Annotated in this window: 26 protein-coding genes; 11 read left to right on the top strand and 15 right to left on the bottom strand. The window is 66.0% G+C overall.

The features are described from left to right. The first annotated feature begins 63 nt into the window (after window positions 1–63). The gene (locus KYG_RS17825; protein WP_008906330.1) at window positions 64–1,974 is read left to right on the top strand and encodes a phospholipase D family protein; all 1,911 of its coding nucleotides are present in this window, start codon (window positions 64–66) and stop codon (window positions 1,972–1,974) included. A 37-nt stretch (window positions 1,975–2,011) separates the two neighbouring features. On the opposite strand, the gene KYG_RS17820 is transcribed toward KYG_RS17825, so the two are convergent. After that, window positions 2,012–2,965: a tRNA-dihydrouridine synthase gene (locus tag KYG_RS17820; protein ID WP_034695241.1), complete on the bottom strand. Its 954-nt coding sequence runs from the start codon at window positions 2,963–2,965 to the stop codon at window positions 2,012–2,014. Window positions 2,966–3,210: 245 nt separating this feature from the next. Here KYG_RS17820 and KYG_RS17815 point away from each other — a divergent pair, with 245 nt between their 5' ends. After that, window positions 3,211–3,765 (top strand): hypothetical protein, encoded by a 555-nt coding sequence (locus KYG_RS17815; protein ID WP_008906328.1) that lies wholly within the window; start codon window positions 3,211–3,213, stop codon window positions 3,763–3,765. Between the two features lie 69 nt (window positions 3,766–3,834). On the opposite strand, the gene KYG_RS17810 is transcribed toward KYG_RS17815, so the two are convergent. The 3 genes from KYG_RS17810 to KYG_RS17800 form a co-directional block, all read right to left on the bottom strand. Continuing rightward, the gene (locus KYG_RS17810; RefSeq protein ID WP_034695215.1) at window positions 3,835–5,010 is read right to left on the bottom strand and encodes a class I SAM-dependent methyltransferase; all 1,176 of its coding nucleotides are present in this window, start codon (window positions 5,008–5,010) and stop codon (window positions 3,835–3,837) included. 185 nt (window positions 5,011–5,195) lie between these two features. Continuing rightward, window positions 5,196–5,717, bottom strand: coding sequence for a GNAT family N-acetyltransferase (locus tag KYG_RS17805; protein WP_008906326.1), 522 nt, complete (start codon window positions 5,715–5,717; stop codon window positions 5,196–5,198). 175 nt (window positions 5,718–5,892) lie between these two features. Then, window positions 5,893–6,489 carry a hypothetical protein gene (locus KYG_RS17800; RefSeq protein WP_034695213.1) on the bottom strand — a complete coding sequence of 199 codons (597 nt, stop codon included), beginning with the start codon at window positions 6,487–6,489 and terminating at the stop codon, window positions 5,893–5,895. Window positions 6,490–6,664: 175 nt separating this feature from the next. On the opposite strand from KYG_RS17800, the gene KYG_RS17795 reads away from it, so the two are divergent. Both KYG_RS17795 and KYG_RS17790 read left to right on the top strand, forming a co-directional pair. Beyond that, entirely contained in the window at window positions 6,665–7,300 is a 636-nt protein-coding gene (locus KYG_RS17795; protein ID WP_008906324.1) for a response regulator transcription factor, read from the top strand. After that, window positions 7,287–9,131, top strand: coding sequence for a hybrid sensor histidine kinase/response regulator (locus tag KYG_RS17790; protein ID WP_008906323.1), 1,845 nt, complete (start codon window positions 7,287–7,289; stop codon window positions 9,129–9,131). Before KYG_RS17795 ends, KYG_RS17790 begins: the two co-directional genes overlap by 14 nt. On the opposite strand, the gene KYG_RS17785 is transcribed toward KYG_RS17790, so the two are convergent. The 5 genes from KYG_RS17785 to KYG_RS17765 form a co-directional block, all read right to left on the bottom strand. Further along, window positions 9,103–10,542 (bottom strand): coniferyl aldehyde dehydrogenase, encoded by a 1,440-nt coding sequence (locus KYG_RS17785; protein WP_008906322.1) that lies wholly within the window; start codon window positions 10,540–10,542, stop codon window positions 9,103–9,105. The two genes, KYG_RS17790 and KYG_RS17785, sit on opposite strands and share 29 nt — an antisense overlap. 81 nt (window positions 10,543–10,623) lie before the next feature. Continuing rightward, window positions 10,624–10,980 carry a hypothetical protein gene (locus KYG_RS17780; protein WP_008906321.1) on the bottom strand — a complete coding sequence of 119 codons (357 nt, stop codon included), beginning with the start codon at window positions 10,978–10,980 and terminating at the stop codon, window positions 10,624–10,626. A gap of 63 nt (window positions 10,981–11,043) precedes the next feature. Further along, window positions 11,044–13,650, bottom strand: a complete 2,607-nt coding sequence (clpB, locus tag KYG_RS17775; protein WP_008906320.1) for an ATP-dependent chaperone ClpB — start codon at window positions 13,648–13,650, stop codon at window positions 11,044–11,046. Window positions 13,651–13,858: 208 nt separating this feature from the next. After that, a complete protein-coding gene (locus KYG_RS17770; protein ID WP_008906319.1) occupies window positions 13,859–14,335 on the bottom strand; it encodes a molybdenum cofactor biosynthesis protein MoaE in 477 nt (158 codons plus the stop codon). Between the two features lie 46 nt (window positions 14,336–14,381). Beyond that, on the bottom strand, window positions 14,382–14,612 hold the full coding sequence (locus tag KYG_RS17765) for a hypothetical protein (RefSeq protein WP_008906318.1): 231 nt from the start codon (window positions 14,610–14,612) through the stop codon (window positions 14,382–14,384). 87 nt (window positions 14,613–14,699) lie between these two features. On the opposite strand from KYG_RS17765, the gene KYG_RS17760 reads away from it, so the two are divergent. From KYG_RS17760 to dapA, 3 genes are all read left to right on the top strand, one after another. Then, on the top strand, window positions 14,700–14,954 hold the full coding sequence (locus KYG_RS17760) for a hypothetical protein (protein ID WP_008906317.1): 255 nt from the start codon (window positions 14,700–14,702) through the stop codon (window positions 14,952–14,954). Between the two features lie 7 nt (window positions 14,955–14,961). Further along, window positions 14,962–15,339, top strand: a complete 378-nt coding sequence (locus KYG_RS17755; RefSeq protein WP_008906316.1) for a hypothetical protein — start codon at window positions 14,962–14,964, stop codon at window positions 15,337–15,339. A gap of 265 nt (window positions 15,340–15,604) precedes the next feature. Then, on the top strand, window positions 15,605–16,504 hold the full coding sequence (dapA, locus tag KYG_RS17750) for a 4-hydroxy-tetrahydrodipicolinate synthase (protein ID WP_008906314.1): 900 nt from the start codon (window positions 15,605–15,607) through the stop codon (window positions 16,502–16,504). Window positions 16,505–16,610: 106 nt separating this feature from the next. Here the strand turns inward: dapA and moaD are convergent, their stop codons facing one another. The 6 genes from moaD to KYG_RS17720 all read right to left on the bottom strand — a co-directional run bounded on the left by moaD (window position 16,611) and on the right by KYG_RS17720 (window position 22,909). Then, window positions 16,611–16,862, bottom strand: coding sequence for a molybdopterin converting factor subunit 1 (moaD, locus tag KYG_RS17745; protein ID WP_008906313.1), 252 nt, complete (start codon window positions 16,860–16,862; stop codon window positions 16,611–16,613). After that, window positions 16,859–18,115 carry a gephyrin-like molybdotransferase Glp gene (glp, locus tag KYG_RS17740; protein WP_008906312.1) on the bottom strand — a complete coding sequence of 419 codons (1,257 nt, stop codon included), beginning with the start codon at window positions 18,113–18,115 and terminating at the stop codon, window positions 16,859–16,861. Before glp ends, moaD begins: the two co-directional genes overlap by 4 nt. Beyond that, entirely contained in the window at window positions 18,112–18,678 is a 567-nt protein-coding gene (gene mobB, locus KYG_RS17735; RefSeq protein ID WP_008906311.1) for a molybdopterin-guanine dinucleotide biosynthesis protein B, read from the bottom strand. Before mobB ends, glp begins: the two co-directional genes overlap by 4 nt. A gap of 119 nt (window positions 18,679–18,797) precedes the next feature. Next, the gene (gene thrC / locus KYG_RS17730) at window positions 18,798–20,243 is read right to left on the bottom strand and encodes a threonine synthase (RefSeq protein ID WP_008906310.1); all 1,446 of its coding nucleotides are present in this window, start codon (window positions 20,241–20,243) and stop codon (window positions 18,798–18,800) included. A 15-nt stretch (window positions 20,244–20,258) separates the two neighbouring features. Further along, complete coding sequence (locus KYG_RS17725) at window positions 20,259–21,593, bottom strand: homoserine dehydrogenase (RefSeq protein ID WP_008906309.1); 1,335 nt, start codon at window positions 21,591–21,593, stop codon at window positions 20,259–20,261. 71 nt (window positions 21,594–21,664) lie between these two features. Next, window positions 21,665–22,909: a pyridoxal phosphate-dependent aminotransferase gene (locus KYG_RS17720; protein WP_008906308.1), complete on the bottom strand. Its 1,245-nt coding sequence runs from the start codon at window positions 22,907–22,909 to the stop codon at window positions 21,665–21,667. Window positions 22,910–23,060: 151 nt separating this feature from the next. Here KYG_RS17720 and KYG_RS17715 point away from each other — a divergent pair, with 151 nt between their 5' ends. From KYG_RS17715 to KYG_RS17700, 4 genes are all read left to right on the top strand, one after another. Continuing rightward, window positions 23,061–23,432 carry an Mth938-like domain-containing protein gene (locus KYG_RS17715; RefSeq protein WP_008906307.1) on the top strand — a complete coding sequence of 124 codons (372 nt, stop codon included), beginning with the start codon at window positions 23,061–23,063 and terminating at the stop codon, window positions 23,430–23,432. A 202-nt stretch (window positions 23,433–23,634) separates the two neighbouring features. Beyond that, window positions 23,635–24,120: a peroxiredoxin gene (locus KYG_RS17710; protein WP_008906306.1), complete on the top strand. Its 486-nt coding sequence runs from the start codon at window positions 23,635–23,637 to the stop codon at window positions 24,118–24,120. A gap of 187 nt (window positions 24,121–24,307) precedes the next feature. Further along, window positions 24,308–26,080, top strand: coding sequence for a PhoH family protein (locus KYG_RS17705; protein WP_008906305.1), 1,773 nt, complete (start codon window positions 24,308–24,310; stop codon window positions 26,078–26,080). Between the two features lie 16 nt (window positions 26,081–26,096). After that, entirely contained in the window at window positions 26,097–26,486 is a 390-nt protein-coding gene (locus KYG_RS17700) for a hypothetical protein (protein ID WP_008906304.1), read from the top strand. Window positions 26,487–26,567: the final 81 nt, after the last annotated feature.

The raw sequence follows: 26,567 nt of genomic DNA, 5'->3' as shown, positions 1-26,567 counted from the left end.
TCAGCACCTTGCAGAGCGTGGTGTCTGACACTGCTTGAAGTTACCGCACGTCACAATCGTGGCATGTTCCACATGCCGCACCCTCCCGCTTTTTTCCCGAAAACGGCGCGCTATGGCTGGCTGGCACTGTTGGCCGTCGTCATCACTGCGGGCGCTACCGGGTGTACGGGGCTACCCAAGGATGTGCACCGCCCGGTCTCCACGGCGTTCACCGCGCCCGAATCCACCGCACTGGGCCAGCTGGTCAGCCAACGGCGGGCGGCCGCCAGCGGGCGGCACCCCTCGGGATTTTTGCTGCTGAGCGGCGCGCAGACGGCGTACAGCAGCCGCCTTGCGCTGGTGAACGCTGCGCAGAAGACGCTGGATCTGCAGTACTACGCGATCCATGCCGACGCAAGCACCGAGCGCCTGCTGCTGGGCGTGGTAGAGGCTGCCCAACGCGGTGTGCGCGTGCGCGTGCTGCTGGACGACTTCCACAGCACGGGGCGCGATGCCCAGGTGATGCGGCTGGCGTTTGTGCCCAACATTGAAATGCGCATGTTCAACCCGCTGACGGGCGCCCGGGGGTCGACCGTGGGCCGCGTGGTCAGCGCGATCGGTGACTTCTCGCGCGTGCAGCAGCGCATGCACAACAAGCTTTTCATTGCAGACAACGCCATGGGCGTCACCGGCGGGCGCAACCTGGGCGATGCCTACTTCGGAAATGCAGACTCCGGCAACTTTGTGGACCTGGATGTGCTGGCGGCCGGGCCCATCGTGCAGGAGCTCTCTCGGAGCTTTGACAGCTACTGGAACAACGAACGCGCCTACCCCGTGCAGTCGCTCGTCTCCAAGGAGGAGCTGGACACCATGCGCGCACGGGCACAGGCCGCTGACGACGCCAAGCGTGAGCGCGAACCACCGCCTGCACCCACCGAGGCTGTGGACGCGCCGCAGGGCTCCCCGGTGGGCGCAGACCAGCCCGCCAGCCCCGAACAGCTCGCACGGGTATGGAACCGGCAGCCCATGGATCTGGCACGTGCCGAGTTTGTCTGGGCCCCGGCAGCGGTGCTGGTAGACAAGCCCGCCAAGATTCCACCCGACGGCACGTCGGAGCCTGCCTTGCCCGAAAAGCCCCCCGCCAAAGCCACGCCGCTGACGGTGGTGTCACGCGGCACGGCAGGCGCAGCGGCAGTTCGTGCTCCGCAGTCGCCAGTGGCGGTGTCTGCTCCGGTTGCAACGCATACCAACGTGCAAGATCCCGCGCCAGAGCGCACCGGGCCCGCCGCTGACAGCGCCACCCTGGAGGCGCAAACCGATACGGTGGTAGACGGCCTGCTGCACCTCATGGGCCAGGCCCGGCAGGATTTGCTGATCATCTCCCCCTACTTTGTGCCCGGGCCCGACATGAAGCAGGCGTTTGCGGCCGCCCGCGCGCGCGGCGTGCGGGTACGGGTGCTCACCAATTCGCTGGCCTCCAACGATGCACCCATTGCCCATGCGGGCTACGCCCGCCACCGCCCCGACCTGCTGGCCATGGGCGTGGAGCTGTACGAGATGCGCAGCGACACGGCGGCCTTGCTCAAAGGCTCGCTCGGGTCCACGGGCAGCTCCGGCGGCGGCTCGTCGGCGGACGGCTCTGGCAGCGGCGGCGTGGGCAGCTCACGCGCCATGCTGCATTCCAAGCTGCTCATCATGGACGGACGCCTCCTCGTCACCGGGTCGATGAACCTGGACATGCGGTCCCAGCTTCAGAACACCGAAATCGCACTGCTGATCCGCAGCCGGGCGCTGAGCCAGGCGGCCACCGCCCCCATCGAGACCGCGCTGCGCGAAGCGGCCTGGCATGTGCAGCTCAACGACGCCGGTGGCCTGGTATGGCGCGCCCCCGAAGGCAGTGGCCTGGCGGATGCCACCACCGAGCCCGATGCCAGTGTGCCGCTGCGCCTCATGCTGCGTCTGCTGGGCCCGTTCGCGCCGGATCACCTGCTGTAAGACGCTGCTGTGCGTGCGCGCGAGCGCGCGCGGCGGTTCAGGTTTGCTGCGCCGCCACCCACTGGCTGATGGTGCGCTGGTCCGTCAGGGTGCGCACGTGCTGGTAGGCCACCTCGGCCTCGGGGAACCGCCTGCGCAGCAGGTTGAGCCACTGCTTGAGACGCCCCGCACGCTGGCGGGGTTCCAGGTCTTCACACACCAGGTGCCAGAAGGCGGCGATGTGCGGCAGCAGGTCTGCCCACTGCACCGTGTCGGCGCCGGGCTGCCCGGCGTCCGACGCCCGGATGGCACGGGCCAGGCCCGGGTCGGCCACCATGCCACGCCCCAGCATCAGCGCGTCGCAGCCCGACACTTCGCGGCAGCGCTGCGCGTCGGCCACGGACCAGATCTCGCCATTGGCCACCACCGGAATCTGCACCGCCGCGCGGATGGCGGGGATGTGCTCCCAGTACGCGGGGGGCCGGTAGCCATCGGCCTTGGTGCGGGCATGCACCACCACCTCGCAGGCGCCGCCCGCCTGCATGGCCTGCGCGCATTCGCGCATCAGGCCGGTGTCGTTGAAACCCAGGCGCATCTTGGCGGATACCGGCAGGTGTGCTGGCACCGCGCGGCGCACGGCGGCCACCACTGCAGCGATGCGTTCGGGCTCCTGCAGCAGCGCAGCGCCGCCACCGTGGCGGTTGACCACCTTGGCCGGGCAACCAAAATTCAGGTCGATCCCTTCCGGCCCCAGCGCCGCCAGGCGCGCCGCGTTCTCGGCCATGGCCACCGGGTCGGAGCCCAGCAGCTGCGCCCGCACCGGCACACCGGCCAGCGTGCGGCTGCCGTTGCGCAGCTCGGGCACATAGCGCAGGAACACCTTGTCTGGCAGCAGCGTGCCGGTGATGCGGATGAACTCGGAGACGCAGCGGTCCACCCCACCCACACGGGTGAGCACATCACGCAGCACAAAATCCAGAAGCCCCTCCATGGGGGCAAGCAGCAAGGTCATCGCAAGCGCGGCTGCCACGCACCGCAACCCGGCACCGGGCGGGCGCAGCATGCAGCCAGAATATGAGTCAAATCATGCTCTGGCGCTTAATGGATAAGCGCCAGCAGCTACCAAAACAATAGCAAAAATCTCGATCACCGCCGCACGGCTGCGCGGGCAACCCGCCATTGTGGGGCAGCGGGGTCATCACAGCGTCACGGCCGCTTGCTGCAATCGCTGCAATGACCCCGTGACCGGAGACACCCATGCTGCTGCAAAAAACCGAAAAAGCCCGCCTGGAACTCTCACCCGGCGTGCGCACCCTGAGCCTGCGCGAACGTTCGCTGCTACTGCTGGTGGACGGCAAGACGCTGTCTGACCTGCAGGCCATGTACAACGGCATCGGCGCGCAGATTGTCGAGAACCTCATGCGCCAGGGCTACCTGGCCGGCCCGGCAGAACTGCCGCCTGCCGCTGCCAGCGTGGCCGCCGACCCCGACGACAGGCCCTCCATCCAGCGCCCGGAGCCCGGCGAAACCCTGCGTTCGCTCGCGGGGGCCCGCATGTACCTGTTCGACCTCTGCGAGCGGCTGTTCGCGCGGCGTGACCCCACCCTGGCCGTGCAGTTCCGCGAGGCGCTGCGCGCCGCCAGAGACCGCGCCAGCATGCTGGATGTGGGTGAAGCCATGTTCGAAGAAATCGCACTGACCGCCGGGGCCGATCGCGCCGCCAGCGTGCGGGAAAAGTTCGAGAAGTTGCTGCCCTTCGCACCCTCGGAGTCGATGCCCTTCGAGTCGACCCAGCCCTCAGCCATGGCCTGAGGGGCGGTCTTCAGGCCAGGCTGCGGTGACGCGGTGAAACGGTAAAGAGGCGAAGCACTCAGGCCGGCATCACGCCGCAGCCAGCCGCCACAGCGATGTCACCTCTGCCGCCCGCGCTGCATGCAGGGCATCGCCCGCGTCGGCGGCCTTGGGGTGCAGGGGTTTCACATCGGTGCGACCGCGCACTACAAGCCCCGCTTCGGCAATCCACTGCAGCAATTGCGCGCGCGGGCGCAAACCCAGGTGCTCTGCCAGGTCCGAAAGGATCAGCCAGCCCTCGCCACCGGGTTCCAGATGGTCTGCCAGCCCCGCCAGAAAGCCCTTGAGCATGCGGCTGCCTTCGTCGTACACCGCGCGCTCGATGGGCGAGCTGGCGCGCGCCGGCACCCACGGCGGGTTGCACACCACCAGTGGGGCGCGGCCGGGTGGGAACAGGTCTGCCTGCAGCAGCTCGACCTGGGGCAGCACGCCAAGGCGCTGCAGGTTTTCGCGCGCACAGGCCAGCGCGCGCGGGTCCTGGTCCGTGGCCACCACGCGTTGCACGCCACGGCGTGCGAGCACGGCCGACAACACGCCGGTGCCCACGCCAATGTCGAAGGCGAGGGCCTTTCCGGGCAGCGCTGCATCGGCCACAAGGCCCACATATTCGCCGCGCACCGGCGAAAACACGCCGTAATGCGGATGGATGCGGTTGTGCGGCGGCGCGCCCAGGGCGGGCACTTCCACCCCCTTCTTGCGCCACTCGTGTGCGCCCACCAGGCCCAGCAACTCGCGCAGCGTAGCCATCGAACGCTCGCCGGTCGCAGGGCCCCAGGCCTCGCTGCAGGCCTGGCGCCAGTCGGGCGCGCGGCGAAGGTCGATGGCGTAGTCACCCTCCAGCGGGATGAGCACCGACGCCAGCACCCGCGCACGCTGCGCCTGCGCCTGGCGGTGCAGGTGAAAGGCTTCGGCAGGGGTTGCGGCAGCGGCTTTTTCCGCCGCTTTGGCTGCGGACTTGCGGGGCTTGCCTGCCTTGCCCGACTTGCCCGATTTGCCATCAGCGCGGCGCATCAGCGCCTGCAACAGCAGCCGGGCGTTCTGGAAATCGCCCTGCCACAGCAGGCCCGTGCCTTCACAGGCCATGCGATAGGCCGTGTCAGCGGCCAGAGTGTCGTCGGCGGTGACGACCCGGCGCGGCGCCGGGGCACTGCTTTCGGAGCGCCACTGGGCTTGTTGAATCTGGCCCTGGCGGCTCCATTCGATCATAGGAAGAAGTGTGGGCATCAGATTGCTATTGCTTCGGGCGTTAACAGCAGCCCGTGAAACTGGCGCGGCCCCTGCCTAGGCCGCCGCGCAAGGGCCGCCCCGCCGCGCTGGCGGCGTCCCCCTTCCCGCGCAAAGCGCGAGAGAAGGGGGAAGCGACGAAGTCGCTCAGGGGGTTGTTGTTCATCCTACGCGTTGATCGGGCGCTTCAGGCGCACTTCTTCAATCTTCACGCCGCCGATCACCGCCGTCTTGGCCGTGGACAGCTCGCGCTTGAAGCCGGCCATCTCGTGAAAACGCAGGGCGCGTTCGTTGCGCAGCGGCACCCAGGCGGTCACGTTGGTGCAGCCTTCTTCCTGCAGGCCGTCACGGGCCGCATCCCACAGGGCCAGGCCCACGCCCTGGTTCCAGTGGGTGGGCGCCGCGTAGATAGCCCAGATTTCGCCCGTGGTGGGGCGGGATTTTTCATCGCGCGAGCGGTCGTAGCCGACAAAACCGACGATCTTCTCGCCGTCCACGGCCACTTGGACCTGGGGCTCGCAATATTCGATGGCCTCGCGCCAGTAGGCCTGGCGCTTCTCGACCGACATGGATTTCAACTGCTCGTCGGGCACCAGTCCTTTGTAGGCCTCTTGGGCAGAGACGGTGTGGATCTGGGCAATGGCTTTGGCATCGCGAAGCGTAGCGGGACGAACCTGGATACTGGACATGGAAAAACCGAACGAAAACGGGGAATGAAAAACAAAAGGACCGGCATTGTCGCCGCAAACGGTTTTTGCCCCTGAGGCGCCCCCCTTTTGTGCCCCTCCCTCCCCCTTCCGCTCCTTGTCCGGCTTCCCAACGTTCAGGGCGCACGAAAACGCGGCAGCTGGGCCGCAAGCCCCATCACGCCAGCGCCATGCCGTCGCCCAATGAGCCCCCTGCCGGCCCCGCACCCGCTGCGGTTCGCTGCACCAGTGCGCGCTTGTTGCGCGGCCGCGGCACGTGCACCACGGGCGGAGCTCCGTTGATCGCAGAGAGCGCCAGCACCAGGGTCACGGTGCAGGAACACCCCTCTTCCCGCTCGTCGCTTGCATAGGGGCGGTAGCTGCCATTGCCCATCCCGTGGCTGCGCTGCACAGTGTGAAAAGCCACGCGGACCCCGCTGACCCGGTGGCCCGCAAACGGCAGTACCCGCAGGCGCGCATCGCGGTTCAGCGCCAGGCCCATGTTTCCGGCACGGTTGATCAGGTCGGTGCGGATGGCGCGCCAGGTCCGCCCCTCGTCCAGCGAAAACTGCCAGGTTCCAGCCTGCGCATCCAGGTGCTCGACCACCACCCCGGCCGAGGGCAGCATCCCCGGGCAGTTTTCTTCCACGATGTGCGCCAGGGTGTTTCCTCCCAGCACCGCACTGCATTGCACACCCGCGCCAGGCCGACGCTCGCTGTGGTGACGGGACACATCGGAAGTGGGCGACGGGGAGTGCAGAGCATGGGCAGTCATGGAACACCTTTGAATAGCAAGAAAACAGAACCGGAAGGCTTGCGCATTGCCACGCCCCGGGACCTGTTCCAGGTGCATTTCAATGCTTGACGGAAAGTCTAGAAAGTGAGCCAAGCTGCGTCCATCGCACAAATGGACTAGTCCGCAACACGGCGTTGTGCGCAATACTTGGTGCATGACTGCCCGCCTTTTGCTTGTGGACGACCACAATCTGTTCCGTACCGGGCTTCGCCTGATCGTGCAGGACCACCCCCGGGTAGGCTCGATTGCCGAGGCAGGCTCCATCGCCGAAGCCTGCGCGCTGGAGATGGCCGATGCCGACCTGGTGTTGCTGGACATCCAGCTGCCGGGCATGAGTGGCCTGGACGGCCTGCGCCTGTTGCGCCAGGCCTGCCCCCGGGCGCGCATCGTGCTGGTATCGGCCAGCGTGGCACCGGATGCGATCCATGAGGCACGCGTGCGCGGCGCCGATGGCTTTCTGCCCAAGTCCGCGAGCGCCGAAGACATCCTGGAGGCCATCAGCTGCGCCCTGGCGGGCCAGCCTTGCTTTCCGATCAACAGCGGCAACAGCGCCACCACGCGCGGGCCGGACACCCCGTCGCTCACCGCGCGGCAGCTGGATGTGCTGTCGCACCTGTGCACCGGCAAGCCCAACAAGGTCATTGCGCGCGACCTGGGGCTGAGCGAGAACACCGTGCGGGTGCATGTGGCGGCCATCTTTGCGCAACTGGGCGTCAACAGCCGCAGCGCCGCCTTGCTGGCGGCCCAGCGCCTGGGCCTGTCCACCCCCCAGCTCCATGACCCCCTCTGAGGCACTGCCGCCAGGGTCGGATGCCGTGCAGCCCCCCACGCGCTGGGGATGGCCGGTGTGGGAGCGCGACGAGGTGCTGCGCGAGCAGGTGGCCTTGCTGCGGCAGAACTTCCCCATGACGCTGCTGGCCTCGCTGGCCACTGCGCTGGGTACGCTGTGGGTCATGGCGCGGGTGACCCAGCCAGAGGCCGTCACCGTGTGGCTGGTGGCACACGCGCTGGTGGTGGCCGGGGTGTATCTCACCGTGCGCAGCATTGCGCCTTTTGCCGACCCGGCGCGGCAGGCGGCGCGCAAGCTGATCGCCTGCATGGCCGCCATGGGGCTGAGCTGGGGGAGCCTGGGCTATGTGGTGCTCTACTGGGGCAGCCCGGAAAGCGTCATTTACGCCATCGGCATCGTGAGCACCGTGTCATCGGGTGCCCTGGGGCTGGGCGCGCCGCTGTACAGGGCGTACGTCACGTACCTTGGCAGTGCAGTGGGCGGGGTGATGGTGGCAGTGGCCCTGGCGGGCGGGCCCGTGATGTGGCCTGCGCTTTTCCTCACCAGCGTGTACTTCGCGCTGACCGGCCTGCAGGCGCGCACGGCAGACCGGGCCACCCGCCGCAGCATTGCACTCAAGCTGGAGAACGACCGGCTGGTCAACCAGCTGCGTGCCGAATCGCAACGCGCGCTGGCCGCACAGGAAGCGGCTGAACAGGCCGACCGCGACAAATCCCGCTTTCTGGCAGCCGCCAGCCATGATTTGCGCCAGCCGCTGCATGCGATGGGACTGTTTCTGGAGTCACTGCAGCGCAGCCCCCTGAACGACCACCAGCGCACGGTGCTGGGGCACGCCCATGCCGCATCGGGCGCGGCCGCCGAAATGCTGACCACCCTGCTCGACTACTCGCGGCTTGAAGCGGGCGTGGTGAAGGTGCGGCCCGATGCCTTCGCCGTGCAGCCCCTGCTGACGGCGCTGGAGCAGGAATTCGGTGTGCAGGCGGACACCGCTGGCCTCGTGTACCGCACCCGCGAGACATCGGCCGCCGCGTTTGCCGACCGCTCGCTGGTCGGGCTGGTGATGCACAACTTCATCTCCAACGCGCTGCGCTACACCGCCAGGGGCGGCGTGCTGATCGCCTGCCGCACGCGCGGCAAACGCCTTGCCCTGGAAGTGTGGGACACCGGCGCCGGCATTCCGCAAAGCCAGTGGGACAACATCTTCAAGGAGTTTCACCAGCTCGGAAACCCCGAACGCGACCGCCGCAAGGGCCTGGGGCTGGGCCTGGCGATTGTTCAGCGCCTGGCGCGGGAGATGAAGACGTCAGTGGAGGTGCTGTCCCAGCCAGGCCGGGGCTCGGTGTTCCGGCTGTGGCTCGACCGTTGGCAGGGCGCGCTGGAGGACGACACCACCACGGCACCCGATGCGAGAAGCCTTAGCGGCCTGAAGGTGCTGGCGATCGACGATGACGAAGCCGTGCGCACGGGCATGCAGTCGCTGCTGCACAGCTGGGGCTGCCAGTGCATCACCGCAGAATCCAGCGCCGATGCACTGGAGTGCCTGGACGACATCACGCCGGACATCATCATCACCGACTTCCGGCTGCGCCACGAAGAGACCGGCAAGCAGGTGCTGCAGGCCCTGCGCGCCTACCTGGGCACGCCGGTACCTGCCATCATCCTGACCGGCGACACCTCGCCCCAGCGCCTGCGCGATGCGCAATCCACCTCCGCGCTGCTGCTGCACAAGCCGGTGTCCACCGGGCAATTGCGCAATGCCATGGTCCAGCTCATGGCGCAGCCCACGCTGGGCAACCCCGCGCCTACAGCCAGCGCCGCAGCAGCCCCATGACCTGGTCGAACCGGGCGCCATAGGGGGGGTAGAACAGCGAGCCCATGGCCCAGCGCGATTGCACCAGCACCGACTTCTGGTGGCAAAAGCGCAGAAAGCCCTGCTCGCCATGGTAGGCGCCCCAGCCACTGTCGCCCACACCGCCAAAGGGCAGGTTGTCATGGGCGATGTGCATGAGGGTGTCGTTCACGGTGACACCCCCGCTCACGGTGCGGCGAAGCACGTCGTCGCGCACCGACTCGCTCTGGCCGAACCAGTACAGCGCCAGGGGACGGGGCTCGGCGTTGATGTGGGCAACCGCGTCGTCCAGCCGCTCGTACGAGATCACCGGGAGGATGGGACCAAAGATCTCTTCCTGCATCAGCTGCATTTGCGACGTGGCGCCGAACACGAGGGTGGGCAGCATCTGGCGGCTGGCGCCGTCGCCCAGCGTGCCCACCGTGCTGGCTGCGGGCTTGCCTGCAGCCGGGTCGATGGTCTGCACCTCCGCGCCCTGCGTCTGCGCCTGCTGCAGCATGGTGCGCAGCCGTGCGTGGTGGCGCGGCGTGATGATGGAGGCGTAGTCGGCATTGCCCTCGATGGTGGGGAACAGGCGCGACACCGCAGCCCGGTAGGCCTGCGCAAACTCGCCCTCGCGGCCACGCGGCAGCAGCACGTAGTCGGGGGCAATGCAGGTTTGCCCCGCGTTGATCAGCTTGCCGTGCGCAATCTTGAGGGCGGCGTCCTGCATGTCGCAGTGGCCGTCGATGATGCAGGGCGACTTGCCGCCCAGCTCCAGCGTGGTGGGCGTGAGGTTTTGCGCCGCCGCCTGCGCCACCTTGCGGCCCACGGCGGTGGAGCCGGTAAACACCAGATGATCGAATGGCAGCGAGGCAAACAGGGCCGCCAGGTTGGCGTCGCCCTGCACCACGCAGAACTCGTCGGGTGCAAAAAACTGCGCCACCAGCAACGCCAGCTGGGCCGAGGTGTGGGGTGTCAACTCGCTGGGCTTGAGCATCACGCGGTTGCCGGCTGCCAGCGCGGTGATGGCGGGCGCCAGGGCGAGCTGCACCGGGTAGTTCCACGGTGAAATCACCCCCACCACGCCCAGCGGCTGGCGCTGGATGAACGCATGCGCGGGTTGCAGGTAAAGGGGCGTTCGCACCTTGCGGGGTTTCATCCACTTCGCCAGATGGCTCAGCGTGTGCGAGAGCAGCGTGCGCAGAACGAAAAAATCAGCCACTTCCGTGAGGCGCGGCGACCGCATGCCGAAGTCTGCCTGCACCGCGGCCGCCAGCACGGCGCCGTGCTCGTCCAGCATTTTGGAGATGCGCAGGAGACGCTCGCGGCGCACGAGCAGTGGCACATCCACATGGGCGCGGCTGGCCTGGCGCTGGAGATCGAAGTGGGCGTGGATATCGGCTGGTGTCATGCCCGGATCATAGAAGACACCCCGGGCATCGTGTCGCGGGCAGAACGTGCAGCGAAGGGGTTTGTGAGGGGAGGTCGGCGCTCAACGCACTTCACGCGCCTCGACGTCAGTCACCTCGGCGGCGCCCGGCAGCACGCCACCCCGGCGCGACGCTGCAGCCTCGTCGGTGGCGTCATGCGCTGCGTCAGCCGAGCGCGGGCGGGCAGTTGTCCAGCGTTCGGTGGAGCGGAACACGGTGTGAAAGCCCGTGCGGGGGTCCATGCGCATCACCCACGGGGTGACGGGCCGGCCCGTGATGCGAGCCCAGGCCGCCCGCAGCGACCACACCAGCGCCAGCACCATCACAGCCACCAGCAGACTGGCAAACAACACCAGCCCCATGGCAATGACTACGACCCGCAGCAACAGGCGCAGGACGCCCGCAACAAATTCATTCAAACGACACCTCTCCTTCACATTCGGGCAAGGGAAAAGGGGTTCGCCCCTTTTCCCCGGCCCCGGTCAGCCCTGCGGCGCGGCGCTGAACTGGAACACCCCCGGTTCCAGCACCGGGTTCACGCTCACAGCGATCACGCTCTTGGGCGGGAACTGGCCCTCAAGCAGCAGCTTGGACAGCGGGTTCTCAATGCGCTGCTGGATCGCCCGCTTGAGCGGCCGCGCACCAAACACCGGGTCGAACCCCACCTTGGCCAATTCTGCCAAGGCAGCGTCGGACACCTGCAATTCCAAATCCATCTTCGCCAGCCGGGTTTGCAGCAACTGCAGCTGGATCTTGGCGATCGAGGCAATGTGCTGCGCATCCAGCGCGTGGAACACCACGGTCTCGTCGATGCGGTTCAAAAACTCGGGCCGGAAGTGGTTCTTGAGCTCACCCCACACCGCTTCCTTGATGTCGTCCGAGTCCTGCCCCACCATGGCCTGGATCAGGTGCGAGCCGATGTTGCTCGTCATCACGATCACCGTGTTCTTGAAGTCCACGGTGCGGCCCTGTCCGTCCGTCAGGCGGCCATCGTCCAGCACCTGCAGCAGTACATTGAACACGTCGGGGTGGGCCTTTTCCACCTCGTCGAGCAGCAGCACGCTGTAGGGCTTGCGGCGCACGGCTTCGGTGAGGTAGCCGCCTTCTTCATAGCCCACATAGCCCGGGGGCGCGCCAATCAAGCGCGCAACGCTGTGCTTTTCCATGAACTCGCTCATGTCGATGCGGATCAGGTGGTCTTCGCTGTCGAACAAAAAGCCCGCCAGCGCCTTGCACAGCTCGGTCTTGCCCACGCCCGTGGGGCCGAGGAACAGGAACGAGCCCGTGGGCCGGTTCGGGTCACTCAGGCCCGAGCGCGAGCGGCGGATGGCGTTGGCCACGGCGGCAATCGCCTCCTGCTGGCCCACCACGCGCTCGTGCAGCTTGGCCTCCATCTGCAGGAGCTTGTCTTTTTCGCCCTGCATCATCTTGGCCACGGGGATGCCCGTGGCGCGGCTCACCACCTCGGCGATTTCTTCGGCACCCACTTGCGTGCGCAGCAGGCGGCGCGTGGCGGGGGCGCCGTCCTTGCCGGCCTCTTGCGCCTGCGCTTCTTTCAGCTGCTTTTCCAGGTCCGGCAGCTTGCCGTATTGCAGCTCGGCCACCTTGTTGAAGTCGCCCTTGCGGGTGAACTCTTCGATCTGGAACTTGAGCTTGTCGATGGCCTCGCGCACATGGGCGCTGCCCTGCGCCTGGGCTTTTTCGGACTGCCAGATCTCGTCGTAGTCGGCGATTTCCTTTTGCAGCTTGGTGATCTCTTCCTCAATGAGCGCAAAGCGCTTTTGTGAGGACTCGTCCTTCTCGCGGCGCACCGCTTCGCGCTCGATCTGCAGCTGGATCAGGCGGCGGTCCAGGCGGTCCATCACCTCGGGCTTGGAGTCCATCTCGATCTTGATCTTGGACGCCGCCTCGTCGATGAGGTCAATCGCCTTGTCGGGCAGAAAGCGGTCAGTGATGTAGCGGTGGCTCAGCTCGGCCGCAGCCACGATGGCCGGGTCGGTGATGTCCACGCCATGGTGCACTTCGTACTTCTCCTGCAGGCCGCGCAGGATGGCGATGGTGGCCTCCACGCTGGGCTCACCCACCAGGATTTTCTGGAAACGCCGCTCCAGCGCAGCGTCTTTTTCGATGTACTTGCGGTATTCGTCGAGCGTGGTGGCACCCACGCAGTGCAGCTCGCCACGCGCCAGCGCGGGCTTGAGCATGTTGCCCGCGTCCATCGCGCCCTCGCCCTTGCCAGCGCCCACCATGGTGTGCAGCTCGTCGATGAAGACGATGGTCTGGCCTTCGTCCTTGGCCAGCTCGTTCAGCACGCTTTTCAGGCGCTCTTCAAATTCGCCGCGGTACTTGGCACCGGCTAGCAACGCGGCCATGTCGAGCGAGAGCACACGCTTGTTCTTGAGCGACTCGGGCACCTCACCGGCCACGATGCGCTGGGCCAGGCCTTCGACGATGGCGGTCTTGCCCACGCCGGGCTCGCCAATCAGCACGGGATTGTTCTTGGTGCGGCGCTGCAGCACCTGGATGGCGCGGCGGATTTCATCGTCGCGGCCGATCACCGGGTCGAGCTTGCCCAGCCGGGCGCGCTCGGTCAGGTCCAGGCAGTATTTGGCCAGGGCACCGCGCTGGCCTTCGGCCTCGGCGCTGTCCATCTTCTGGCCGCCGCGCACGGCTTCAATGGCGGCCTCCAGGCTCTTGCGTGTGAGGCCGTTGTCCTTGGCGATCTTGGCGGCCTCGCCCTTGCTGTCGATCACGGCCAGCAAGAACAGCTCGCTGGCGATGAACTGGTCGCCGCGCTTGATGGCTTCCTTCTCGGTGGCCTGCAGCACACGGCCCAGCTCGGGGCCGCCCTGCACCTGGTCGTTGCCCTGCACCTGGGGCAGGCGCTTGACGGCCGCCTCGGCGGCTGCCAGCAGGCCGGGCACATTGGCGCCCGCACGCTGCAGCAGCGCCTTGGGTCCGTCGTCCTGCTTGAGCATGGCCACGAGCATGTGCACGGGCTCGATGTAGGCGTGGTCATTGCCCAGCGCAATGCTTTGTGCATCGCTCAGGGCTTCCTGGAACTTGGTGGTGAATTTGTCGAGACGCATGTGGATGTCCTCCGAATTGCAGAGCACTTGAGGCGGGGTGTGCCTGATTTCAAGACACTGCCCCTGCCCACCGATTGACCTGCGTCAGCAAACGCTCCCGGCGCCACCTTACCCGAATACTACTAATTTAGTAGCTACTCGCGCTTTACCAGCAAGCGATAGAGGCCAATTTGACCGATATTTACACCCCACACCAGGGGGTGCGGCATCAGGCATTGGTCGCGGTGATGCCCCATCGCGCCAACGCCGCGTCGTCGCTCACGCGGGCATCCACCCAGCGCGCACCCTGGGGGGTTTCTTCCTTCTTCCAGAACGGCGCCTGGGTCTTGAGGTAGTCCATCAAAAATTCACAGGCCTGAAAGCTCTGGCCCCGGTGGGCGCTGGTGACGGCCACCAGCACGATCTGGTCCAGGGGCTGCAGCAGGCCCACGCGGTGAATCACCCGCGCGCCGAAGATGTCAAAACGGCGGAAGGCCTCGTCCACCATGGCTTCGATGGATTTTTCGGTCATGCCGGGGTAGTGCTCCAGCTCCATCGAGGACACCTGGTCGCCCTCGTTGCGGTCACGCACCGTGCCGATGAAGCTGCACACGGCGCCAATACCTTTGTTTTCACGGCGCAGCGCAGCGACTTCGGTGGAGAGGTCAAAGTCCTCGGTCTGGATGGAAACGCGGGGCAAGGTCATGGCAAGTTTTCTCAGCGGGGCATGTGGTGTTCAGACAGGCAGTTGGTCAGGGCGACCGGTGCAGCCGCGGCGCCGCCAGCAGGGCGCGCTCTTCTTCCACCACCTTGTTCAGCTGCGCCAGTGCGGGCGAAGGGGGCAATTGCGCCAGCAGTGCCTGCAGGCGCGTGACGTCACCCACGGTGGGAGCCACCTTGATCTGCGCAATGGCAGCATTCACATTGCCGCCCTTGACCAGGGCCAGTACCTTGGCGGGCCATTCACTTTTGTTGCGTGCCATAGAGGGATAAAAACGTTTGTCTGTACGATTCGCCAGCACTGTACCCGCATGCGATCCGGTGCGCGATCTTCCAAGCCCTTTCAATCCATGGCCACACAAACGATTCAGACCGATCTCTACAAGCTCTACCCGTCCCCGCGCAACACCGTGCGCGACGTCTTCGAGCACCAGGTGTTTGTGCCCCACCCCTACGCGATCATTGACCTGGAGGTGATGGAACTCGCAGGCAAAACAACGCTATTTGGCGCCTGCCGCCTGTCGGACATGAAGATGGGGCAGGTGGTGACGTTTGAGCTGGCCTCCGACCAGGCCCGGTTCGAGCGGCTGTTCACCCCCGACTGAGCCCACCATGGACGACGACAACCAGATCCACGTGCCCCCCTCCTTCATGGCCGTGTACACCGACACACGGGGGCGCCTGACGGACAAGGCCGACACCGTGCGCACCCGCTACGAGCTGTGCGAAGACCTGGCAGGCCACCTGGTGGAGCATGCGCAGACGCTCTACCACGTGCAGGCGCCGTCTGAAACCGAGATCCTGCAGCGCATCCATGCCGGGCTGTGCACGGCCGAATCGGGCGTGTCGGTGGCCGAAGCAACGTGGGTCGTCACCCGGCTGGCCGAGCTGCTGGCGTGGCAATGCCCTTTGCTGATGGCCCCGCAACCTGTGCCGGTGGACGAGGTACCCCGCCAGGAGCCTGTCGGACTTGGAGCGTCGGGGCGCTGAGCGCGTTTGCCGCGCCAGCCAGGGCCTGGCTATACTGCGCCCCATGCCCACGCACACCCTTATTGCCATGCCCGCCGCACCGGCGGTGGCATTGCAGTGCGTGGTCAAAGCCAAAAAACCCCAGCTCATCTGACCGGAGCTGTGTGGTTCCGTCCCGGATGAGCGACGGAACCCCTTGGCAAAAACTCCCCCTTTTTGACACCCAGCAATCTGTGCGCGCACCTGTGACGGTTCTTCCATCGGTCGAACCTCAAGGACGTCTCGCATGCCTTCAACACCCGCTCTCACCACCCCGTTCCAGGGCCTCTGGATTCCCCTGGTCACGCCGTTCAAGGACGACGCCGTGGACCACCCTGCCCTCGCGGCGTTAACCACCACGCTGACTCGGCAAGGCGTCGCGGGCTTTGTGGCCTGTGGCTCCACGGGTGAGGCCGCCGCGCTCGACAAAACCGAGCAGTTGGCCGTGCTGGAGACCGTGCTCGGCGCTGCGCAGGGCCTGCCTGTGGTGATGGGCCTGTCGGGCTACCACATGGGCCAGACGGTGGAATGGGTGAACGCCCTGGCGCAATACCCACTGGCCGGGCTGCTGGTGCCCGCGCCGCACTACATCCGCCCCTCGCAAGAGGGCCTGTTGCTGTGGTTCCGCACCCTGGCCGATGCCAGCGCCGCGCCCCTGGTGGTCTATGACATCCCCTACCGCACGGGCGCCACGCTGGCCACCGAGACCCTGCTGGCCCTGGCCGGGCACCCGCACATCCGTGCCATCAAGGACTGCGGCGGCAACACCGCCAAGACCCAGGCGCTGATCGCGGACGGGCGCCTGGCCGTGCTGGCGGGCGAAGACGCGCAGATGTTCACCACCCTGGCCCTGGGCGGGCACGGCGCCATTGCCGCCAGCGCGCACTGGCAGACGCCGCGTTTTGTGGAGCTGATGGAACTGCTGCGCGTGGGCGATTTGCCTGAGGCCCGCCGCCTATGGCAGACCTTGCAGCCCTGGATAGAAATCTGTTTTGCGGAGCCCAACCCCGCCCCGCTCAAGGCCGTGCTGGCGCGGGCCGGCTGGATGCGCAACGAGCTGCGCGCACCGATGGTGCCGGCCTCTGCGGCGCTGCAGCAGCGCCTGCAGGCCCATGTGCCGAGGGGGATGGCCCACCGCAACCTGTGAAACTGGCGCGGCAAAAGGCGGGGGACGCCGAGCAAGGGCCGCCCCGCAGTGAGGGCGTCGTCCCCCTTGGGGGAAGGCGCCGCAGGCGACTCAGGGGGCGTTCAAACTAACCGCCTGTGACCGGCGGGAAAAACGCCACTTCGGCCCCATCGGCCAGGGCGGCGGATTCATCGCTCAGGGTCTGGTTGAGCGCCATGCGCACGGCACGGCCGCGTGCAAGGCTGCTGGCGTGCGCACCACCGCGGGCGATGAGTTCATCGCGCAGCTCGCCCAGCGTGGCCGCGGCCGTGTCCACTGCCTCGTGCCCGGTGCCGATGGCCTCGCGGATGGAGGCGAAATAACGGACGGATATCTTCATGACAGCAGCTCCGCAAAAGCGATGAAGCGCACCGTGTCGCCGGCCGCAATGGTCTGGCCGGCCGGGTTGTCCACCACACCATCGCCCCAGGCGGCCGAGGTGAGCACGCCCGAGCTCTGGTTGTGGAACAGGTCCAGCCCGTCGGCAGCGTTGTGGCGCACGCGCAGAAATTCGCGGCGTTTATCGGCTTTTGGCCAGGCGAAATCAGCGCGGGCAGCTATGGATTGAGGAGCAACGTCCTTCACGCCCTGCAGGCGCAACACAAACGGGCGCACCAGCAGCGCAAAGGTCAGAAAGCTCGACACCGGGTTACCGGGCAGCCCCATGAAGTGCGCGGCACCGCTGTCATCGTTTCCACTGCGCGGGATCTGGCCGTACGCAAAGGGCTTGCCGGGCTTCATGGCCAGCTGCCACAACTCCAGCGTACCCAGCGCCTCCACGGCGGGCTTGATGTGGTCTTCCTCGCCCACGCTCACGCCGCCACTGGTCAGGATGAGGTCGTGCGCAGCACTGGCGGTGCGCAGGGCGTCGATGGTGGCCTCGCGCCGGTCGGGCACGATGCCAAAGTCGGTCACCTCGCAGCCCAGGCGCAGCAGCATGGCGCGCAGAAAGAAACGGTTGCTGTTGTAGATGGCACCGGGCCGCATCTGCTCGGGCGGCACCTCGCCGGGCATCACGAGTTCGTCGCCCGTGGAGAACAGCGCCACGCGCGGGCGGCGCGCCACCTGCAACTGGTGCAGGCCAATGCTGGCGGCCAGGCCCAGCTCGGCCGGTGTGAGGCGTGTACCAGCCGAAAGCACCACCGCCCCCCGGGTGATGTCCTCCCCTGCTCTGCGAATCCACTGGCCCGGCCCGGGCACGGTGTTGATGCGCACCTGGCCCAGGCCATCGGCCGCGCCGGGCACGGCCTCGCAGTCTTCCTGCATCAGGATGGCATCGGCACCTGCGGGCACGGGCGCGCCGGTGAAGATGCGCGCGGCCGTGCCGGGTGCCAGGGCATCGCCCGCACTGCCGGCGGGAATGCGCTGCGACACCGGCAGCACCACACCGGCAGACGGCACGTCGGCACAACGCACGGCGTAGCCGTCCATGGAGCTGTTGTCCTCGGGCGGCACCTGCAGGGCCGAGACGCAGTCGTGCGCCAGCACGCGGCCATCGGCGTCAAAGCTGGTCACGGTCTCGGCATCGCCCAAGGGCACGGCCCGGGTCAGCAGGTCGGCCAGTGCCTCGTCCAGCGGCTTGAGCGACTTCATTGGGGGGCGCACGGCAACAGCCCTCCGTGAAGCTCCCAGTCGTATTCAAAGCGGTGCTCGTACTGGATCAGCCAGTCCACCACCTGGGCGGGTGCATTCAGATCGAGGATGGGCAACTGCGTGGGCGGTAGCTCTTGGGGCGCATCGGTGGCCACGGCCACCACAAAATCGTCGTCAGGGTAACGCAGGGGTTTGGCCGTCTGGCCAGGCTCCGGGGCGCGCCAGACTTCCACCTTCAGCAGGTCGCTCTCCTTGAACCCCTCCACCAGCACCCAGTCCACGCCCTGGTACAGCTCGGCCAGCAGGTGGTGCACGCTGAGCGTGGCGGGCTGCTCGAACTCGCGCACCAGCATCAGGCGCTTGTCGGATGCGGCGACCACCTCGAAGGCGCCCGCCTCGCGGTGGCGGTAGGTGTCCTTGCCGGGGTGGTCCACATCAAAGCTGTGGTGGGCATGCTTGACCACCGACACACGCAGCCCGCGCAGCCGCAGCTCGGGGATCAGCTGCTCGACCAGCGTGGTCTTGCCACTGCCGGAAAAGCCGGCAAAACCTACAACTTTCATCCATTGCTCCTTGGGTAGCTATTGCTTTTATAGCTGCTAGCGCATACCAGATAAGCGCCAGGGGCATATTTCATATCAAACCGGCCGCCCTGCACGGTGGGTGGGTGGCCTTGGCGCTACTAGCCCAGTACAGCCGGGGCGCAGTGGCGCTCGATGTAGGCCTTGACCAGTGCTGCATCGGCCGGCATCACCTGCACGCGTTTGGGCAGGTCTTCAATGCCGGCAAACCTGGAAGGCCGCTCGGGCGCATGACCCAGGGCCTCGACAATGGTCTCGGCGAACTTGATGGGCAGCGCGGTCTCCAGCACGATCATGGGCACCTTGGCATCGCTGTGGTGCTCGCGCGCCACCTTCACGCCGTCGGCAGTGTGGGTATCGATGGTGACGCCGTGGCGCTCGAACGTGTCGCGGATGGTGGCCAGCCGGTCGGCGTGGGTGCTCTTGCCGCTTTCAAAACCGTATTTGGTGGCGGCTTCGGCAAACAGCGGTTCGGCGCTCAAGTCAAACCGGCCATAGGCGGGGAGCGCTTTGGCAAACAACGCGTTCGTGCGCTGGCCGTTGCGGCCCAGCAGGTCAAAAATGAACCGCTCGAAGTTGCTCGCCTTGCTGATGTCCATCGAGGGGCTCGATGTCTCGTGCGTGTCGGCAGCCGCGCGCACGCGGTAGGCGCCAGTGCGGAAGAACTCGTCGAGCACGTCGTTCTCGTTCGTGGCCACCACCAGCTTGTCAATGGGCAGGCCCATCATGCGCGCCACATGGCCCGCACACACGTTGCCAAAGTTGCCGCTGGGCACCGTGAAGCTGACCTTCTGGTCGTTGGTCTCGGTGGCCTGGATGTAGCCCGCGAAGTAGTACACCACCTGCGCCAGCAGGCGCGCCCAGTTGATGGAGTTGACGGTGCCAATCTTGTACTTGCGCTTGAAGTCGAGGTCGTTGCTGACGGCCTTGACAATGTCCTGGCAGTCGTCGAACACCCCTTCGATGGCAATGTTGTGGATGTTGGCGTCCTGCAGGCTGAACATCTGCGCCTGCTGAAAGGCGCTCATGCGACCGTGCGGGCTGGTCATGAAGACGCGCACGCCTTCTTTGCCACGCATGGCGTATTCGGCCGCGCTGCCGGTGTCGCCGCTGGTGGCACCCAAAATGTTGAGCTGCTCGCCACGGCGCTTGAGCTCGTACTCAAACAGGTTCCCCAAGAGCTGCATGGCCATGTCCTTGAAAGCCAGCGTGGGGCCGTTGGACAGGGCTTCGAGCCACAGGCCGTCTTCCAGGTGGCGCAGGGGCACGATCTCGCCGGTGCCAAACACTTCGGCCGTGTACGTCTTGGCGCACAGGGCCCTCAGGTCGGCGGCGGGGATGTCATCGATGTAGAGCGACAGGATCTGGAAGGCCAGCTCGGCGTAGCCTTGCTCGTGGTAGGCCTTGCGCAGCTTTGTCAGCATGGCGTCGCTCACCTGCGGGTAGTGCTCGGGCAGGTACAGGCCGCCGTCGGGCGCCAGGCCTTCGAGCAGGATGTCGCAGAAATGTTTGCGGTCGGCGTGGCCGCGTGTGGAGAGGTACAGCATGGCTTTGTCGTTTCCCTAGTTCAGCTCTTCCTTGCGGATGCGCGTGATGGGCGCGAGCACGGTGGGTAGCGCCTGCATCTGGGAGATGACGGTATCCATGGTGCCTTCGCGGGTGTCGTGGGTCAGGATGATGAGGTCGGTCTGGGTCGATCCTTCACCCCCTACTTCATCGGCCTCACGCTGCAGCACGGCGTCGATGCTCACGCCGGCCTCGGCCAGCAGGCCCGTGACCTTGGCCAGCACGCCGGCCTGGTCGGCCACGCGCAGGCGCAGGTAGTAGCTGGTGACCACTTCGCTCATGGGCAGCACAGGCAGGGCATCCATGGCGTCGCTCAGCGTATTCGGCTGGAAGGCCAGGTGCGGCACGCGATGCTCGGGGTCGGCCGTGTGCAGGCGGGCAATGTCCACCAGGTCGGCAATGACGGCGCTGGCGGTGGGCTCGCTGCCCGCGCCCTTGCCGTAGTACAGCGTGGTGCCCACGGCATCGCCCTGCACCACCACGGCATTCATCGCGCCTTCCACATTGGCGATCAGGCGCTTGGAAGGCACCAGGCTGGGGTGCACGCGCAGCTCGATCCCCTTTTCAGCGCGCTTGGTGATGCCCAGCAGCTTGATGCGGTAGCCCAGCTGCTCGGCGTACTTGATGTCAGCGGCACCGAGCTGGGTGATGCCCTCCACATACGCCTTGTCGAACTGCACGGGAATGCCGAAGGCAATGGCGGACATGATGGTGACCTTGTGCGCGGCGTCCACGCCTTCGATGTCGAAGGTGGGGTCGGCCTCGGCGTAGCCCAGGCGCTGGGCTTCCTTGAGCACCACATCGAAGTCCAGGCCCTTGCTGCGCATCTCGGACAGGATGAAGTTGGTGGTGCCGTTGATGATGCCGGCGATCCACTGGATGCGGTTGGCCGTGAGGCCTTCGCGCAGCGCCTTGATGATGGGGATGCCACCGGCCACGGCGGCTTCAAAAGCCACCATCACGCCCTTGGCGGAGGCTGCGGCAAAGATTTCGGTGCCATGCACGGCCAGCAGCGCCTTGTTGGCGGTGACCACGTGCTTGCCGGCGGCAATCGCCTCCAGCACCAGGCCGCGCGCAATGCCATAGCCGCCGATGAGCTCGATGACGATATCGATGTCCGGGTTGGCAATGATGGCGCGGGCGTCATTGACCACCTGGATGCCAGCACCCACCACCGACCTGGCACGTTCAACGTCCAGATCGGCCACCATGGTGATCTCGATGCCACGACCGGCGCGGCGGCTGATTTCGTCCTGGTTGCGTTGCAACACGTTGAACACGCCGCTGCCAACGGTGCCAATGCCCAGAAGGCCTACTTGGATGGGTTTCATGGAATTTCTACCAGTCAAAATGGGCTACAGCGCTTGTCCATCAAGCGCTGCCAGCTATCAATAAATGAGTTTCAGCCGACCAGCCGCACATCCGTGCCGCAGCGTTTGCGGTATTGCTCAAGGAAGCGCGCCACGCGGCCAATGGCATCGCGCAGGTCGTCTTCGTGTGGCAGGAACACGATGCGGAAGTGATCCGGCGCGGCCCAGTTGAAGCCCGTGCCCTGCACCAGCATGACCTTGGTCTCCTGCAGCAGCTGCAGGAAGAACTGCTGGTCGTCCTCGATGGGGTACACGGCCGGGTCCAGGCGGGGGAACATGTAGAGGGCCGCGCGCGGCTTCACGCAGGTCACACCCGGGATGGCGGTGATCAGCTCATAGGCCAGGTCGCGCTGCTTGCGCAGGCGGCCGCCCTCACCCACCAGTTCGTTGATGCTCTGGTAGCCGCCCAGCGCCGTCTGCACGGCCCACTGCCCGGGCACGTTGGCACACAGGCGCATGTTCGAGAGCATGTTCAGGCCCTCGATGTAGTCCCGGGCGGGTTTCTTGTCGCCCGACACCACCAGCCAGCCTGCGCGGTAACCACACGAACGGTAGCTTTTGGACAGCGAGTTGAAGGTGAGTGTGAGCACGTCCTCGCTCAGGGATGCAATGGCCGTGTGCTTGGCGCCGTCGTACAGCACCTTGTCGTATACCTCGTCGGCGAAGATGACCAGGCCATGTTCGCGCGCAATGGCGACGATGCCTTTGAGCAGCTCGTCGGAATACAGCGCGCCGGTGGGGTTGTTGGGGTTGATGACCACGATGCCCTTGGTGCGGGGCGTGATCTTGGCGCGGATGTCGGCCAGATCGGGCATCCAGCCATTGGCTTCATCGCAGATGTAATGCACGGGTGTGCCGCCCGACAGGCTGGCGGCGGCCGTCCACAGCGGGTAGTCGGGCGAGGGCAGGAGCAGCTCGTCGCCGTTGTCCAGCAGCGCGTTGGTGGCCATCACGATCAGCTCGCTGGCGCCGTTGCCCAGGTAGATGTCGTCCAGCATCACGCCCTTGATGCCCTGCTTCTGCGTCTCGTGCATCACCGCCTTGCGTGCAGCGAAGATCCCCTTGCTGTCCGAGTAACCGGCCGAGTTGGGCAGGTTGCGGATCATGTCCAGCTGGATCTCTTCGGGTGCATCAAAGCCGAACACCGCCAGATTGCCGATGTTGAGCTTGATGATCTTGTGGCCGTCTTCCTCCATCTGCTTGGCCGCGTCCATGATGGGCCCCCGGATGTCGTAGCAGACGTTGGCGAGCTTGGCGGATTTTTGGACGGTTTTCATGCGCTGACGGTGATGCTGTGGGGTCAGATGGCGTCCAGAGCGGCTGGCGCCCCGGCGAAACCTATAATTTGACCACAGATCCCAAGCGCCCCCCGGGCCCAGCGCCCCTGCCCCCACGCAGTGCCAGCGGCTGCAACCCACGCCAACACCCATGAAATTCCAGCCCGACCGTTCGAACGCGCAAACCATCAGCGGTTATGGCCCCGGATGGATCGGTGTGGACGCCGAGAAGATCACGCACAGCGTCATCATCGGCTCCACAGGGTTGCGCCAGGCCTGGCCCTGCACGCGCTTTGAAGACCTGACGCCCGAACACTTCGCGCAACTGGCCACCCTGGAGGCAGAGCTGGTCATCTTTGGCAGTGGCACCCGCAACCGGTTTCCCCCACCTGCGTGGCTCGCCCCACTCATCGCCCGTCGGCTGGGGCTGGAAACCATGGACACCCCGGCCGCCTGCCGCACGTACAACATCCTGGCCAGCGAAGGGCGCAACGTGGTGGCTGCGCTGATTCTGGAAGCCTGACGCGCCGCCCCGCCGTGTGGCGGAACCTGGGCAAAACACCGTCCGAATGCCCGGCTCTCCGTGCCGGACACACTGTCTTACATTTGGCCGAAGGGTGAAATCGGGGTAAAATCGCCGGTTGCGGTCGGGGGCACCACCAAGAGCAATAACACACCCACTCCCCCGGCTTACCAACGACTACATCCTGAGAGATTGAAGTGATATGGCGATCGTTGTCAACAAACCCCTCCCTGAATTTGAAGCCAACGCTACCGGTGGACTCAAGGTCTCCAACACCTCCCACCTTGGCCAAATTCTGGTTCTCTACTTCTATCCCAAGGACAACACGCCGGGCTGCACCACGGAGGCCATGCAGTTTCGCGACAAGTACAAGGATTTCGTGAAGGCAGGTGCCGCCGTGTTCGGCGTGTCCCGCGACAACATGAAGTCGCACGATGATTTCAAGGAAAAGCTCGAACTGCCCTTTGAACTCATCGCAGACACCGAAGAAAAAATGTGCCACATGTTCGGTGTGGTCAAGAACAAGATCATGTACGGCAAGAAGGTCAAGGGCATCGAGCGCAGCACCTTCCTCGTCGGCCCCGATGGCCTGCTGGTGCAGGAGTGGCGCGGCCTCAAGGTGCCCGGCCACGTGGATGATGTCCTCAAAGCCGTCAAATCCATCAAGGCCCTTAAAAAGGCCGCCTGATCTGCACATTGGGACATCTGCGCGACACGACGCCTGTTTTGCCCGGGCAAGACATCCGTCGTAGGCATAATGGTTTTATGCCCCTGGTTATCGCAATGCCTGCCCTCCTCCCAAAAGCCGCCTTGGCCTCCAGGCGGCTTTTTGCTTTCTGACCCCTTTTTTCCTCTACAGACCGAGGCCTGCCACCATGCCCCTGCCCCCCGCCCCCAGCCGGCGCGCTGCACTCCTTGCGCCAGAAGCCTATGAAATCACGGCCCGCCCCCGGGTCGCGCAGCCTTCGGCCAACGAGCCCCTCGTGGCATCTGCACCGGCACCTGCTCCTTCGCGGGCAACGCCCGTAGCCCGCGCCGGGCGCAAGGCGGACAGCGTGGCCTCGACCACCACAGCACCGAGCACGGCCCCGCCGGTTCAGGTGGAAACGCGCGCCCGCACCCCCGAGCCCGTAGCACCACCCGCTGCACGCAGCACCAGCACGCGCAAGGCGCGCACCCAAAGTGCCACCCCTGCGGCAGCGAGCGAGGCAGCCCCCAACCCGTCCACCACGCGCAGCAAAAAGACCGCATCCCAAGGCCCGACCAAACTTTTTGTGCTGGACACCAACGTGCTGCTGCACGACCCCACCAGCCTGTTCCGCTTTGAAGAGCACGACATCTTCCTGCCCATGATCGTGCTGGAGGAGCTGGACGGCCACAAGAAGGGCATGACTGAAGTCGCCCGCAACGGCCGCCAGGCGAGCCGCACGCTGGACGCGCTCGTGGCCACCCAGGGGGCGGACATGGCCCGGGGCCTGCGCCTGGATGCCACCGGCCAGAAGGCGGCGGGCGGCTGCCTGTACTTCCAGACCGCGCCGCTGAACTACAGCCTGCCCACGAGCCTGCCGCCCGGCAAGGCCGACAATCAGATCCTCGGAGTGCTGGAGGCCTTGTCCAAGCTGCATGCGCCCCGCGAGGTCGTGTTGGTGTCCAAGGACATCAACATGCGCGTGAAGGCGCGCGCCCTGGGCCTTTCGGCCGAGGACTACCAGAACGACAAGACGCTGGAAGACGGCGACCTGCTGTACGCCGGCGTGCTGGCCCTCCCGCCCGACTTCTGGGCCAAGAGCGGCAAGAACGTGGAAAGCTGGCAAAGCGGCGCGCACACCTACTACCGCATCGGCGGCCCCATCGTGCCGCAGCTGATGATCAACCAGTTCGTGTACTTCGAGGCCCCCGGCGAGCCCAGCCTGTTTGCGCGCGTGAGCGAGATCCGCGAAAAGACGGCCGTGCTGCAGACCCTCAAGGACTACGGCTCTGCCAAGAACGCGGTGTGGGGCGTGACCACACGCAACCGCGAGCAGAACTACGCCATGAACCTGCTCATGGACCCCGAGATCGACTTCGTGACCCTGACTGGCACGGCCGGCACCGGCAAGACCCTGCTGGCCCTGGCCGCAGGCCTGACCCAGGTGCTGGACGACCGCCGCTACACCGAGATCATCATGACCCGCGCCACGGTGAGCGTGGGCGAGGACATCGGCTTTTTGCCCGGCACCGAAGAGGAAAAGATGGGCCCCTGGATGGGCGCACTGGACGACAACCTCGAATTCCTGGCCAAGGGCGACGGCGGCAACGCGGGCGAATGGGGCCGCGCCGCCACCAACGAGCTCATCCGCAGCCGCATCAAGATCAAGAGCATGAACTTCATGCGCGGGCGCACCTTCCTGAACAAATACGTGATCATCGACGAGGCGCAGAACCTCACGCCCAAGCAGATGAAGACGCTCATCACCCGTGCGGGCCCCGGCACCAAGATCATCTGCATGGGCAACCTGGCGCAGATCGACACGCCCTACCTGACCGAAGGCTCGTCGGGCCTGACCTACGCGGTGGATCGCTTCAAGGGCTGGCCACACAGCGGGCACATCACGCTGGCGCGCGGCGAACGCTCACGCCTGGCGGATTTCGCCAGCGAAGTGCTTTGAGCAAAGGCATCTGACCATGGCGTTGTGGATGACCGCGCTGAAGCTGGTGCCCTGGGGCGATGTCATTGAAGCCACGCCCCAGATCCTGCAAGCTGCCAAGAAGCTGATGGGCAAAACGGGCGCAGACCGCGCCGACCCTGCAGCATCAGGTTCACTGACCACCGGTGACGACAACACCTCGCCCGCCCCCCATGCCGTGCAGCTTCAGCAGTTGCGTGACCGTGTGGCGCAACTGGAGCAGGAGCAGCGGGACTCTGCTGCGCTGATCCAGTCCCTGGCCGAGCAGAACGCGGTGGTCATCAAAGCCGTCGAGGCCCTGCGCCAGCGCAATCAACGCCTCACACTGGCCACGCTCGCCCTGGGCGCATTGGGCTTGAGCCTTCTGGTGTGGGTGATTCAGCAATAGCCTGTATGCCGCCGCTTGCAACTGCATAGCGGCCCTGTGATATTGCTCCTGATTTGATAGCTTCTGGCGCTTATGGATAAA

It is taken from the genome of Acidovorax sp. NO-1 (assembly GCF_000238595.1).
GTDB lineage: Bacteria > Pseudomonadota > Gammaproteobacteria > Burkholderiales > Burkholderiaceae_C > Acidovorax.
The sequence above is the reverse complement of the archived record's forward strand: the minus strand, read 5'-3'. Positions and strand labels throughout refer to the sequence as shown.